The following is a 13,387-nucleotide window of genomic DNA, read 5'->3' as shown; positions in this document are numbered from 1 at the left end:
TCCTCTGATTCAAGAGCCGAATTTATGGATGATTTTTTGACATCTGGTGCAATTTTACAAATTGCGTCAAATCGCTATCTTCTGGCCAAAGGGCCTTTTGAAGAGAATTCCACTCGCATTTCAAATCGTCTAGCTTTTTTCGTCCCGGATTTTTTTTTAGATGATCTCACTCCATGGAAGCATCCTGCATCTTATGACGAAGTCGATAAAAAAGAGATCCTCTCTCTCCTTCAAGATTTTTCTTCTCCTCATGTAAACATTGTATGGAGCGCTCCCAATCCAAGCCTCTTTCGCGAACTCTTTTTCGATCTTCAGAAAAATATTGCTGCTGATATTCTTCAAAAAGCTGTTCCTCTTGCTTTTGAAGAGGGGTTATTGCGTGACAATCATCCAGCATTGATAACAACACTGGTCAAAAAATCACTTGAGCTTCCCTCAACACTTTCGGTGTATGGTTTCTGGAATAAAAAGAGTGGAATTTTTGGGGCAACTCCTGAAATTCTTTTCGCGCAATCTGATGCTGCGCATATCACTACCGTTGCTCTTGCCGGCACAAGTAAAAATGGAAAGGGCGCAGCCCTGAAAAATTCGAAGGAACAACAAGAACACCAATATGTCCTGCACGATCTTCAGAATGTTCTTTCATCGCATGGAAGTATTGAGTTTGGACCTACTTCCGTTTGTACAATTCCAATGCTTTCACATTTAAAAACAGGCATTTTTGTAAAACTTCATCATCCGCTCAATTTTGAAACGATCATTCGCATCATGCATCCAACAGCAGCTCTTGGAGCAATGCCGCGTGAAGCAGGTATGAAATGGCTTCGTTACCAAGAATCTCTTTTTCCGCGAGGGCTCTTTGGCGCTCCTTTTGGAATTGAATGGCCAGATCAGAAGAGAAAATGTTTTGTCGCGATACGAAATGTGATGTGGAAAGAGCGACAAATTAAACTTGGTGCTGGATGTGGTGTGATTGCAGAAAGTCATGTGGATGATGAATGGAATGAAATTTTACTGAAACAACGTTCAGTCAAGGAGATGTTTTCATTATGAGTAATATGCATCTCGCAAGAGAACTTGTTTCAGTGTTGATAAAACATGGTGTCCGCGAAGTGGTGCTTTGTCCTGGTTCGCGAAACGCTCCTCTTGTGATGACATTTCAAAAAACAGAAACAATAAAAATATGGACACACTTTGAAGAGCGATCAGCAGCTTTTTTTGCGCTGGGGCGAGCGCGTTGCAAACAAGAACCGGTTGCTGTTGTGACGACATCGGGAACTGCAGTTGCTGAACTTCTCCCTGCAACGATTGAAGCTTATTATTCCTCGACTCCATTAGTTCTGGTAACTGCTGATCGGCCAAAGCACTATCGAGGTACAGGTGCTCCTCAATCCATTGAGCAGGAAAATTTTTTTTCTCCTTACGTTTCGAAATCATTTGATCTGGAAGGGGATGTCTCGATTGATCTTTCTCTCTGGGATCGAACATCGCCGATTCATCTCAATATCTGTTTTGATGAACCTTTGCTTGATGAAGATACCGCATGTTTGCAGAGCTCTTGTATGTCATCCCTGCGTAGGCAGGGATCTCCTGAACTTCATGAGATTCCCGCTTTCGCTGGAATGACACACCAAAATGTAGATTGTTCTTCACTTCAACTTTTTTTAGAACGATCACAGCGACTTGTTGTTCTTCTCGGAGCCTTGCAGCCAGAAGATCATCAACCGGTCAGCGGTTTTTTATTAAAGTTGAAAGTTCCTGTGTATGCTGAGGCACATTCCGGTTTACGTGAATATGTAGGGGCGTGTGGCACACGCCTGGGCGAACGCCGTTCGCCCCTACCGCTTCTTCACTCTGCACATCTTTTAAATGAAATAAATTTTGATGCTGTTCTTCGATTAGGAAGTGTCCCGACAACACGTTTCTGGCGAGATCTCGAAGTGAAATGGAAAGAGCTTCCAGTCTTTTCGGTTTCACGATCTCCATTTTCTGGGCTCGCTCGCAAAAATACTCTTCTTCATGTTTCAAATTTTTCTGCTTTGTCTCAAGTTGAAGTGAAGACATCTTCAGAATCCTTTTCAGATTTCTTTGAGCAGGATCGTTTACGATCGCTTCGGCTGAAAGAATTGTATGAAGTCTCTCCATGTGCAGAACCGAGTTTGATGCATACGCTTTCGCAAAAAATTCCAAAAGGTTCTCTGGTTTATCTCGGCAACAGTCTTCCTCTTCGTGAATGGGATCTTGCGGCAACGCGAGAAAGTCGTGAATATCACGTGCTGACAAATCGTGGAGCCAATGGTATTGACGGTCAACTTTCAACATTTTTTGGTTTATGTGAAGAACATCGAGAAAATTGGGCGATCGTCGGTGATCTTACAGCACTTTATGATCTCAGCGCTCCCTGGATTTTAGATCAGCTCTCACCAGAAATGAATATTCGTTTTGTGGTGATTAATAATAAAGGGGGAATGATTTTTTCGCGTATGTTTGACGATAAAATTTTTCAACATCGACATTCAAAATCATTTGAAGCATGGGCAGTCATGTGGAATCTTGACTATCAACAATGGAATCGAATTCCAGATAAACTTGATCTTGGAAAGAGAGTAGTGATCGAATTGATTCCAGATGAAAGCGAGACAGCAAAATTTTGGGATGAGTATCAAGAATTGAGAAGAATGTAGAGTTAAGATGTCATCGCGAGCCCAAAGGGCGTGGCGATCTCATGCGCTCTCTTTCTCTGAAATGTTTTTGATTATGTTTGTCATCCTCGCGTAGGCGGGGATCCAGTCGTTTCTAATGTTTTCTGGATTCCCGCTTTCGCGGGAATGACAATAAAAAGTGATTTGTAAGATAGCCGGGAGATTGCTTCGTCGCTCACGCTTCTCGCAATGACAATTAAATTTTAGGAGATAAATATGACACTGTGGTCCCCAATAAAAACATTTGAGGATATCAAATGCGAAAAGACAATTGATGGTGTTGCGAAAATTACGATCAATCGTCCTGAAGTACGAAATGCTTTTCGACCTCTCACGGTCAAAGAATTAAAAGAGGCATTCGAAATTGTGCGCGATGATCCGGAAGTTGGCGTTGTCATTCTGACAGGAGAGGGTGACAAAGCCTTTTGTTCGGGTGGAGATCAACGTGTTCGTGGAGAGGCTGGATATGTGGGTGATGATGGCGTCCCGCGTCTTAATATTCTCGATGTGCAAAAACAGATCCGTTCGCTTCCCAAACCTGTCATCGCGATGGTCGCTGGATATGCGATTGGCGGAGGACACGTGCTTCATGTGGTGTGCGATCTGACGATTGCAGCGGACAATGCGATTTTCGGTCAGACTGGTCCCAAAGTTGGTTCGTTCGATGGAGGCCTTGGAGCAAGTTATTTAGCTCGCATTGTGGGTCAGAAAAAAGCGCGCGAAATTTGGTATCTCTGTCGACAATACGATGCGCGTGAAGCACTTGAGATGGGACTCGTGAATAAAGTCGTTCCTCTTGAAAAATTAGAAGAAGAAACGCTGAGCTGGTCTCGCGAAATGCTTGCGCATTCGCCACTTGCGCTTCGATGTTTAAAATCAGCGATGAATGCAGATTGTGATGGTCAAATGGGACTTCTCGATTTTGCAGGGAATGCCACGCTTCTCTATTACATGACCGAAGAAGCTGCAGAGGGGAAAAGAGCCTTTTTGGAAAAGCGGCCTCCCAATTTCAAAAAATTTCCAAAACTTCCTTAGAGCGTGTTTGCAAAGATGTCATCGCGAGCCCGAAGGGCGTGGCGATCTCCTGACAATCAAGAGATTGCTTCGTCGCTTAGGCTCCTCGCAATGACATACGAGGACTTTGCTCTAGAAGGGAATCTCAAAACGAGAAATTCTCAAGCTGAGAATTTTTTGAGTCATATTTTAACGAAAAACCAACTACTTAGAATGCAGATGGCCTGGCATGCTCCTTGCTCTCTCTTCCATGTAAGTAATACAGGAAAAGGGGAGAGAAATGAGATTCAAACACCTATACATCTTTATGGTCCTCTGTATCTCTGCCGCATGTGGAAGTGGCCTTGAGAACTCAGTGACATTAGAAGCAGAAGCTGTTGAGAAAACAGCAAAAACAAAGCATCACACCGCTCGTTTTTCTTCAAATGGTTCTTATAAGGCTTCGTCTGCTCACTATCAAATGAATGGAGCTTCATTTGAAACGTTTTCCTATTCTGCGGAAGCTTTAGAAAATCTCATTGTTGCGGATTCTTTAAATATTCTGAATAAGGAGATGCACAAATGAAATCTTTAAAACTTCCTTCTCTTGTAATTGTGATGATGATTCTTTTCAGTTCTCTCCGTGCGTATGCAGAAGGACAGAATCTCTTTCATCAAGGTTTTGTCGCCGATAAAACGGGAGAGGCTCTCAATGGAAGTTATGAAATGACATTTCGTTTTTATGAAGAAGCCAATAATGGGGAAATCCTTTGGGAAGAAACGCATGTTTTGGATATTCAAGATGGTCTCTATTCTGTCTCTCTGGGAAGTGAGAAAGTCTTATCTGATGACATCTTTTCAAAAGAACAACTTTATCTCGCCATTAGCATTGAAGAGGATGCGGAATTTGCTCCTCGTTTAGCGCTTCAGAGTGTTCCTGTTGCTCGCTATGCAGGACTCGCCAAAAAAGCAATGTCACTTGATGAGAGTGCTTCACTGAAACGAGTGGTGATCGAAGGATACGGTGAAGTCATCAATGATCAAGGTGCGTGGGTAGGACCTGCAATCAGTGGGAATGGACAAAGTTCGCAAGGATCTGCTGGGCCGCAAGGACCAACTGGTGCCACAGGCGCTCAAGGTCCAGCCGGAGCTACTGGCGCTACTGGTGCCACTGGAGCGACGGGACCAATTGGTCCTCAAGGACCACAGGGATTGACGGGCGCCACTGGAGCGACTGGATCACAGGGCCCTCAAGGGGGAGGGTTGTACACAGCGAAAACAGCTCTTTATGTTCGAACATCGACAGGTAGCACTCTTACCGTTTCCAGCAATTCTATGGCTGATGCATCACAAACAGCTTCTTGCGATGATTCGAATGATATTGCCATCAGTGGCGGATGTTCTTTCAGTGTTACAAGCTGGGATCGTGAATTTAATCTGAACGTGACGGAATCAAATCCCGTCACATGGGAGAGTACTTCAACATCAGCCGGTTGGAGCTGTGGAACGCATGCCAATAATGATGATAACGCATCGCATTCCTACACTATCACCGCAAAAGTCTATTGCATCTCTCTTTAATCTTTCTCACCCTTGACGCATCTCATCTGACCCACTATGAATCTCACTCATGGAAAAGGTGAGTACGTTTCAAGCCTGGATTCTTGCATCTCGACCAAAAACACTTACCGCAGCATTCGCTCCTCTGATCGTTGCTACTGCCCTCATTGCATCGCGTGGTCATTCTCTTGTGTGGTGGATCACTCTCTGTGCCCTTTTTGTCGGAGTCGGAATTCAGATCGGCACCAATCTTTTTAATGATGTTCTCGATTTTAAAAAAGGGACCGATACTCATGAACGTTTAGGTCCTCTGCGAGTGACACAAGCCGGTCTTCTTTCCCCAAAAGCTGTCTTCATCGGAGCTTGCATCAGCTATGCAGTTGCAGTTCTGTTTGGACTTCCTCTTATCTTCCATAGTGGATGGATTATTTTGCTGATCGGTTTTATCTGTTTGTTTCTTGGGTATGCTTATACAGGTGGTTCCTTTCCCATTTCCTATCTTTGGATTGGAGAAATTTTTGTCATTCTCTTTTTTGGTCTCACCATCATCGGCGGAGTCAGTTATCTCCAAACAGGGACAGTCGGGAAAGAAACATTTCTCGCAGGTTTGCAGATGGGACTTCTCTCGACGGTAATGTTAGCAGTGAATAATTTAAGAGACGTCGAAGGAGATCGAAAAGCACAGAAGCGTTCATTCGCAGTTCGTTTTGGTGTTGAGGCTGCACGAAAGGAAATTGCATTTCTCTGTTTTGCTCCTTTTGTTCTTAATTTTTTCTGGTTTGTGTGGGGAGATATTGCCGCAGCACTTCTTCCGTTTCTTGTTTTGCCACTTGCAATGAAAGTGACCAAGGGAGTTTTTATCACTGAACCGAGTCGAACCTATAATCAATTTCTTGCCAAAGGAGCTCTGCTTCATCTCCTTTTTGGAATTTTTCTCTCTGTCGGACTTCTTCTCGGATCAGTGTAAATGAAAACCACTCATCACATCATGTGGGACTCACCTGAATCACATATCTTGTTAAATCCACGTTGTTCAGATGATTTGCGAGTTCGGTTTTTAAAAATGTTTGAATATGCTCCATCCTTTGAACGTCATGTTTGGCTTGCGACATCAGGGAGTAGTGGAAAGTTAAAACTCGTTGCACTTTCAAAAGAGGCGCTTCTCTGTTCTGCTGAAGCAGTGAATCGTCATCTCGATGCTAGCTCCAATGATCGTTGGGGTTTAGCTCTTCCCAAATTTCATGTTGGTGGGATCGGAGTTCTTGCAAGGGCTTATGTGAGTGGGGCTTCCTCTGTGGAAATGACCCCTTGGGATGTGAATTTTTTTCAGAAACAACTTTCTGATCAACATGTGACCCTTGTGTCGCTTGTTCCCACGCAAATTCATGATCTTGTGCACATTGGATGCGAAGCTCCCCCTCTGTTGCGAGCGGTTATTGTGGGAGGTGGACCACTCTCCCCAAAACTTTATCTTCAAGCACGAAAGCTCGGTTGGAATCTTTTGCCAAGTTACGGTCTGACAGAATGTTGTTCGCAAGTGGCCACTGCTTCCCTCGAGACGCTCGATGGTTATGAGAATCCATCTTTGAAGATTTTGGATCACATGAAGGTACGGGTAAGTTCACAAGGACTTCTTGAATTTTGTGGGAACTCTCTTTTCACGGGTCATCTCTGTGAGCACGAAGAGGGCGCGATTTTTTCTGATCTCAAAAGAAACGGTTGGTTTACTTCTGATGATCGCGGTTCTCTTTTCGGAGATCATCTTCTCTTTCACGGTCGTGTGGATGACATGATCAAAATTGGAGGAGAGAGTGTTGATCTCACGCGTCTTGATCATTTGCTTCACGATCTCGCCATTGAAATCGGTTTTTCAGGAGATGCTGTTCTGATCCCTGTTTCCAACGAACGTCTCGGATCAGTCATTCATCTTTTTGTGGCGCAAGCGCGAGCAGATCAGGTGAGTGAGCTCTATGTCCGCTTCAATGCAACTGTCCTTCCCTTTGAACGCATTCGTGTGGTCAATCAAATGAAGGAACTCCCTCGTTCTTCTCTCGGAAAGATTCTCAAGAATGAAATGAGAGCTTTTAAGGAACCTCAGTCACGTACATAAGTCCACCAGCCTCGCCGTATTCGCCGGTGAGGAAAATTTCTCGTCCATCTGGAAGTTGTCGATAACCTTCGAGTTCGCCGCGTCCTGTAAAGCAGATATTCTGTTCTATTTCACCTGTATCGAGGTTCAAAGAGGTCAATTGCATGCCGAGTACATTCTCGATATTTCGAACGAGCAAAAGTTTATCATTTTGCCACACAAGTGATTGCACAAAAGGAGGCATTGCGATGGTTTTAAATAAAACACCTTCTTCGATTGTAGAAGCTGCTGTGCGCAGTTTCTCAGCATCATAAAGTCTTATGTTACCCACATAGTCGCTGGTGGCGAGATAGGTTTTACCATAGAGCGTGACATATTCGCCGCGGCTAAAATTCTCTGCCAGAGGATCTGCAATATCACGCATGATGGCACGACTGAGGTTTCCATCCTGTCGAAAAAGGTCCCAGTTAATGACCAGAAACTTTTGGTTGATTCCCAGAAGCGCGGGGAATCCTTTTTTGTACGCAAGCGAGGTGGCGTGGCCCGCAATTTTGGCTGGAGTGTCAAGATCGCCGCGCCAGATTTCTTCGAGGTCACTGTTCAATTCAATAATAGCAGCAGAGCTTCGTTTTGATGCGCTACTTATAAGATAAAGATGATTATCGATCAGTTGTGCTGATTGACCTGTGAGGTCACGATAATATCGTCCTGAAATGGCGAGAGTCTTGCAGAGCGGCTCTTCTATAAGTCCTGTTTCTGGAGGTGTTACGACATTTCCCAATAAAGTGTCTTCATGAGAAGGGGGGAGAGAGATGGAGTCGAAATGATATACTTCTTCATCAAATGGAACTGCACACGAGAAACTTAAGGATAAAACAATAAATATGAACGCGCAAAAAAAGGTTATGTTTATTTTCATGAGGCAATGTTTTGTACTACTCTTGAGAGAAAAATCAATATTCTTAGTGATTTAGGGCCTGTTTACACAATCATTCCTGATGCTCAGAATGATAACGAGTAGCTGTGAAGCTAGAGAATCGGTATTCCGACCGTGATATGCAATCCAAATGCTCCTGCATTAAAGTCAGAAGAAAACTTTTGGCCATCTGGAAGTAACATCGGATTCTCGAGTTTTCGCATATGGACGTAACCTGCGTTTGCTCGAAAGAGAAACGATTCAGATGAAGTCTCGAAACCAGCTCCCGCAAAGAGCGTCATAGGCGGTTCATTCTTAAAACCTGTACTGCCCAAACGATGAGTTGTGGCAGCAAGAATGCCGAAATGAAAATTTTCTGATTTTTTCCACATTAAACTCATTTCCGCTCTTCCAATCATGAATTGGCTATCAAAGTCGTCCTGACTATAATTCATAACACCAAGCTCCCCGCCAAGAGAGACATAGAAAGGACTGTCGGGAAGGCCTAATTTCAACTCTGCTCCTCCTGTCAAACTCTGTTCAAATGTGTTTCCTGGATACTGCGTTGTTACTCCAACAGTTGTCCTTGCATTTAATTCAACATCAAGCAGTGCCATAGATCCTCCTTATGTTTATAGTTCATGTGCAAACCAGAAAGTGTCTGACGTTTTCTGGTTTTTTCTTTTTATTGATCAAGTGATAGCCAGTTGCTGCCCGTAAGCTGAAACATAAGAAATTCAAAATTGGTATTTTGCGACGTCACTTCTTCAGCGCCGACATAGAGATCAAAGTTATGAAAGGCCATTGCTCGTGCATTCGTATAGGGACGCATCAATGTGATTTGCGTCCAACTTCCGTCAAATTCCTGTTTCCAGATGTGATTGTTTGATGCGCTGACATAAAGTGTGTCGGGATCGAGGACGATTATATCGGTGAAAACATCTGCGTCACCGGGCCCTGGTTTTTTTGTCATTGTACGACCGTGGACTTCAAAAAAGAGAGCGCTTTGCAGTCTTGATGGATCGTGTGCGGTGACGAAGAGTCCAATGTCAGTTGCAATTAGCGCGTCGATAGCATCTGCGGATCCAACAGGAAGGGTATGAGCAGACCCAGATGATACAGGCGAGAGTGCAATCCATGCTCCGGAGGTATATTGGAGAAGACCTTGTGCGCGTGGTTCCTCTCCCGGGTTTTCACGCGTTCCCACATAGAGATCGCTGCTGTATTCCGCTATTTCAGAATAGAGAAGTTCTTTGCCGAAAGGAGCAGGAATTGTTTCCGTCCACTGAAAACTTGTATCGTCGTATTGAAAAATACCTTCTTTATCTACTGCAACCGTAAGACGATTTTCAAAAAAAGTGATATCAGCAATTGCTTTCCCTTCAAGGCCCACTCCAACAGGAACCGCAGAGTCGTCAATTTCATCGTATTTAAAAATACCGCTCTTTTTCGTGATGAAATAAAGTTCAAGACCAATCACTTTCATCTGAATGATTGCTGTTTCGGGTTCTCCATTTTGCAGAATGGGAATCCATTGTGCTCCATTCCATTTAAAAGGACCGCTTGCATAAAGATTTCCATTGAAGCTGACGAGCTCTGAAAAAACGAGAGGAGCAACGTCAGGTTCTGTTTCTGGTGGTGAAGTATTTTCTTCCGACGTTGAACTTTCATCAGTTTGGCTTTCCTCTTCAGGAAGAGGACTTACATTATTCTCTTCGCATGAAGAGGGGAGTGTGCACGTGGGGGTGATGATTTCTGATACGACGTTTTTCTCATCACCGCACGCAACAAACAGAGTACTGCAGAAAAGCATCAGCGTCATCTTGAGAGTTCCATTTTTTAACTTCATCGCTTCCTCCTTGAGAAATAGGTATGTTCTTCTTACCCTGGTTATCGGAGAAAGACGAGTTCAAAATGACTCTATTTTGAAAATATTGAATTCTATTAGTACACAAAACTTATGAGCCTTTAAATAAAGAATGTTATATATTAAATAGTTATAAATTATTAATTGTATTCTCTTATTTTTATTTATAAAAAATGTGTACTTTAGAGTATCATTTATAGTATTATTTTTCTTGTCATCATTTCTTTTAAGAGGTAAGGATCATGGCTGATGTATTTCACTATCTCGATTTTCGTCTCTTCTTGAAGGATGCGTTTGAGGAACTTAAAAAGAGGCGAGAACGTTTTTCATATCGCGCATTTTCACGACTTGCAGGATTTCGTTCCAGTAATTTTCTTATGCTCGTGATCCAAGGGAAACGAAATCTTTCCGGAGATGGTATTCAAAAAGTAGCAAGAGCGCTCAAGCTGAAGAAAGAGGAAGTCGATTTTTTCGAAAACCTGGTTCGCTTTCATCAAAGTAGCAACGACGAAGAGAGAAATTTTTATTATGCGAGAATTGGGAAGCATCGACGATATCTTGAAGCAAGAAAGATACAACAAGAACAATTCGAATATTATTCAAAGTGGTATCATAGTGTGGTTCAAGAACTTGTTCTCTTTCCTGGATTTCGAAAGGACCCAGAGTGGATTGCGCGACAGTTTGATCCTTTTCTCACAATTCGAGAAGCAGGAGAGTCATTCGCATTATTAGAAAAACTCGGTTTTGTGGTGCGGGGCGAAGATGGAAAATATCGACAGCAACACCGCCATCTTCAGACAGATGATGAGGTGATGTCCTTGGCGATTGCGAATTATCATCGACAAATGATCGAACGAGCAGGAGAATCTATTGACAAAACTCCAGCTGAACATCGCGAGATTAGCTCAGTCACCTTTGCAGTTTCAAAGGAAAGGCTCAAGAGGTTAAAAGAGATGTTACAAGAGTTTCGCAAAAAAGTTTCACATTTTCTCGCTGAAGAAAACGAAGCTGAAGCTGTGTATCAACTCAATTTTCAACTTTTTAATGTCAGCAGACTTCCAAAGGAGTAGAGACAATGAAGATAAAATTTCTTTTTTATTTTTTTCTTCTCGTCTGTTCAGGGTGTTTTGATCTCACGAGTAAGCCCGCTCCGCTGACGAGCACAGGAAACCCTTGTCTTCCGGGACAGACCTGCTCGTTGACCCCGGGAACAGTAGAAGAAAATATTTATACAAATCAAACTGCAAAACTGGTGGTGACATTTCCAGAGACATGGTCGGTCGAAGAAACGAAAGTCACTGACACTTCTTATGATGTTGTTTTTTCGAGTCCCGATACTACAGAAAAAACAATTGCGACAATGACACTTTCTCTTTTAATCTCTCAACCTGAATCGCTTGATGAGTATCTTCAGGATGAATTCCCCACACTCTCTATAACGCCAGTCTCAACAGCACATCTTTCAGGATTTTCTTATAATGACCAAGCTCCAGGTCCAAATGGGGGCGATCTCCAACGTTATTTCTTTTTGAATAAACACATTTTCGTCGATATCAAAGCAGAAATCTTTCCTTCGCGCATGCAGGAATACAAAACACTCCTGGATGGAAGTAAATTTACGGAGTGAATGAAAAACTTGCCCAAATGGGAAGATGATCGCTTGCGGTGAGCTTGAGGTTCCCCACCTCTTCAAGTTTCAGAGCATCATTAAAGAAGATATGATCGATTTTCTTTGTCGGCTTCCAGCTTTGTGATGAATAAAGGGGAGTTTCTTTTTCTGCATTGTGGAGCTGTGTGGTTGCTGTAAATGTGGAAATATTTCTTTTCTGCATCTGAAGTTTCATTTGTTCTGAGGAGGAGAAGCTCTTTTCCTGAAACTCTGAAGGACTATTAAAGTCTCCGGTCACAAGCACGATATCACTTGGATGATTGACCACTTCGCGAGCCAGAATTTCAGTTTGTTCTCGTTTGGAATCTTCTTTAAATGTTTCCAGATGGATATTCCAAATGGTTGCTTTTTTCCCTTCAATCTCCACCTGAATGCGTTGTGTAATGCGTTCCAGATAAAACCAGTTGTACCAAAAAGCGTTTGCTTTCGGCTTCTCAAAACGGAGCAATGTCTGCTCTGTAATGGGATGTCGACTTAAGATGGCTTGTCCTGAAACGATACGACCAAAGTGTCGTGAAGGTGGCCAATAAGGCCATGGGACATAACGCTTATTCCAGGTGACCACATAAGCTGCGTAAGGAAGGTGAAGTTCTTCTGCGAGATATTCGAGTTGATCAATGTCATACGTTCGCGATGAACGAAAATCGACCTCTTGGAGAGAAATGATATCGGCATTCATCGGAAGAAGCGAAAGTACCATGTTTTTGAGATTTGTTTCCACCTCCTGCTGCGTCACAGGTTCTTCGTTATTTTTTTCTCCAGAAGCATACCCAATATTATAGGTGATCACTTTGAGCTGATCATCGTCAGGAAGAGGTTCAGTTTGAAAGGCGAGTACTCCTCCAGGCGGAAGTGAAGAAGCAGGCAAAAGCGAATAACCGAGAAAAAGAAAAAAAGTGATGGTCAAAATCAAAAGAAAAAGGGCGCAGCCCTTCATGTGAATAAACCGTATCGTCCCGCGGTGGCGACAATAATGGTGGTGATGCCAAGGAGTAAATTCACAAGAACAAGTATACGAATCTGTTTTAAATACTTCATTCCGAGTTCAGTATTGTTTTCGCTGACGGCTTTTTTGAAACGTCGATAGGGAGAGAAAAAAACGTGCATGAAAAGAAGCATCATGAAGATGCCGATTCCTTGCATCAGATTGATATGGAGCGCTAACCCTTTCATGCCGCCAAAGAGAGCAAAGATAAGCCAATAACCGGTGAGAAGAAGGGTGATAATTGCTCCCCAAACCCAAGGGAAAAATCGGCGCAGTGTTTCAGCCCAAAGTTTTAATCGAAGTGAAACTTCAAGACTATAGGCAGCAGGACGAAGTGCCATGAAGGCAAAGAACATTCCTCCAACCCAAATGACAACCGAGAGAACGTGAAGTGCAATCGCGAAGGCCATAAAGTTTTTATAGGAGAAAGAGAAAAAGAGGTAAAGAATCATTTTTCTCCTGAAATTATTCTTGAAAATAATATTTTTGATACGTATACCGGAGAACCGGGGAATTGTTTTGGTGATCGGAGAAAGGGAAATTTATGAAAAATTTTTTTAGGTTTACTGCTCTGTTGATGTTTGCTCTTGTTTTTATACACTGTTC

At 43.0% G+C, this 13,387-nt stretch carries 14 protein-coding genes; 9 read left to right on the top strand and 5 right to left on the bottom strand.

All coding sequences use genetic code 11. The features are described 5' to 3' along the window. Nucleotides 1-24: 24 nt before the first annotated feature. From A3C46_09065 to A3C46_09035, 7 genes are all read left to right on the top strand, one after another. On the top strand, nt 25-1,053 hold the full coding sequence (locus A3C46_09065) for a hypothetical protein (GenBank protein ID OGQ22417.1): 1,029 nt from the start codon (nt 25-27) through the stop codon (nt 1,051-1,053). Further along, entirely contained in the window at nt 1,050-2,684 is a 1,635-nt protein-coding gene (locus tag A3C46_09060) for a 2-succinyl-5-enolpyruvyl-6-hydroxy-3-cyclohexene-1-carboxylic-acid synthase (protein OGQ22416.1), read from the top strand. The genes A3C46_09065 and A3C46_09060 overlap by 4 nt, the downstream gene beginning before the upstream one ends. Before the next feature lie 234 nt (nt 2,685-2,918). Beyond that, nucleotides 2,919-3,737 carry a 1,4-dihydroxy-2-naphthoyl-CoA synthase gene (locus A3C46_09055; GenBank protein ID OGQ22415.1) on the top strand — a complete coding sequence of 273 codons (819 nt, stop codon included), beginning with the start codon at nt 2,919-2,921 and terminating at the stop codon, nt 3,735-3,737. A 286-nt stretch (nt 3,738-4,023) separates the two neighbouring features. Then, the gene (locus A3C46_09050; GenBank protein ID OGQ22414.1) at nt 4,024-4,281 is read left to right on the top strand and encodes a hypothetical protein; all 258 of its coding nucleotides are present in this window, start codon (nt 4,024-4,026) and stop codon (nt 4,279-4,281) included. Then, a complete protein-coding gene (locus A3C46_09045) occupies nt 4,278-5,276 on the top strand; it encodes a hypothetical protein (protein ID OGQ22413.1) in 999 nt (332 codons plus the stop codon). The genes A3C46_09050 and A3C46_09045 overlap by 4 nt, the downstream gene beginning before the upstream one ends. Before the next feature lie 49 nt (nt 5,277-5,325). Beyond that, nucleotides 5,326-6,222 (top strand): 1,4-dihydroxy-2-naphthoate octaprenyltransferase, encoded by an 897-nt coding sequence (locus tag A3C46_09040; protein ID OGQ22412.1) that lies wholly within the window; start codon nt 5,326-5,328, stop codon nt 6,220-6,222. Beyond that, on the top strand, nt 6,223-7,365 hold the full coding sequence (locus A3C46_09035) for a hypothetical protein (protein ID OGQ22411.1): 1,143 nt from the start codon (nt 6,223-6,225) through the stop codon (nt 7,363-7,365). Here A3C46_09035 and A3C46_09030 read toward each other — a convergent pair. The 3 genes from A3C46_09030 to A3C46_09020 all read right to left on the bottom strand — a co-directional run bounded on the left by A3C46_09030 (nt 7,340) and on the right by A3C46_09020 (nt 10,109). Next, complete coding sequence (locus tag A3C46_09030; GenBank protein ID OGQ22410.1) at nt 7,340-8,263, bottom strand: hypothetical protein; 924 nt, start codon at nt 8,261-8,263, stop codon at nt 7,340-7,342. The two genes, A3C46_09035 and A3C46_09030, sit on opposite strands and share 26 nt — an antisense overlap. Nucleotides 8,264-8,373: 110 nt before the next feature. Beyond that, nucleotides 8,374-8,877, bottom strand: coding sequence for a hypothetical protein (locus tag A3C46_09025; protein ID OGQ22409.1), 504 nt, complete (start codon nt 8,875-8,877; stop codon nt 8,374-8,376). A gap of 68 nt (nt 8,878-8,945) precedes the next feature. Next, a complete protein-coding gene (locus A3C46_09020; protein ID OGQ22408.1) occupies nt 8,946-10,109 on the bottom strand; it encodes a hypothetical protein in 1,164 nt (387 codons plus the stop codon). Between the two features lie 260 nt (nt 10,110-10,369). Between A3C46_09020 and A3C46_09015 the strand changes: the two genes are divergently transcribed. After that, nucleotides 10,370-11,197, top strand: coding sequence for a hypothetical protein (locus A3C46_09015; protein ID OGQ22407.1), 828 nt, complete (start codon nt 10,370-10,372; stop codon nt 11,195-11,197). A 5-nt stretch (nt 11,198-11,202) separates the two neighbouring features. Next, the gene (locus A3C46_09010) at nt 11,203-11,754 is read left to right on the top strand and encodes a hypothetical protein (GenBank protein OGQ22406.1); all 552 of its coding nucleotides are present in this window, start codon (nt 11,203-11,205) and stop codon (nt 11,752-11,754) included. Here A3C46_09010 and A3C46_09005 read toward each other — a convergent pair. Further along, the gene (locus A3C46_09005) at nt 11,744-12,733 is read right to left on the bottom strand and encodes a hypothetical protein (GenBank protein OGQ22405.1); all 990 of its coding nucleotides are present in this window, start codon (nt 12,731-12,733) and stop codon (nt 11,744-11,746) included. The two genes, A3C46_09010 and A3C46_09005, sit on opposite strands and share 11 nt — an antisense overlap. Further along, nucleotides 12,730-13,191 carry a hypothetical protein gene (locus A3C46_09000; GenBank protein OGQ22513.1) on the bottom strand — a complete coding sequence of 154 codons (462 nt, stop codon included), beginning with the start codon at nt 13,189-13,191 and terminating at the stop codon, nt 12,730-12,732. The genes A3C46_09005 and A3C46_09000 overlap by 4 nt, the downstream gene beginning before the upstream one ends. Nucleotides 13,192-13,387: the final 196 nt, after the last annotated feature.

It is taken from the genome of Deltaproteobacteria bacterium RIFCSPHIGHO2_02_FULL_44_16 (genome assembly GCA_001798185.1).
Taxonomy (GTDB): domain Bacteria; phylum UBA10199; class UBA10199; order 2-02-FULL-44-16; family 2-02-FULL-44-16; genus 2-02-FULL-44-16.
This window is presented reverse-complemented; position numbering and strand designations above follow the sequence as displayed.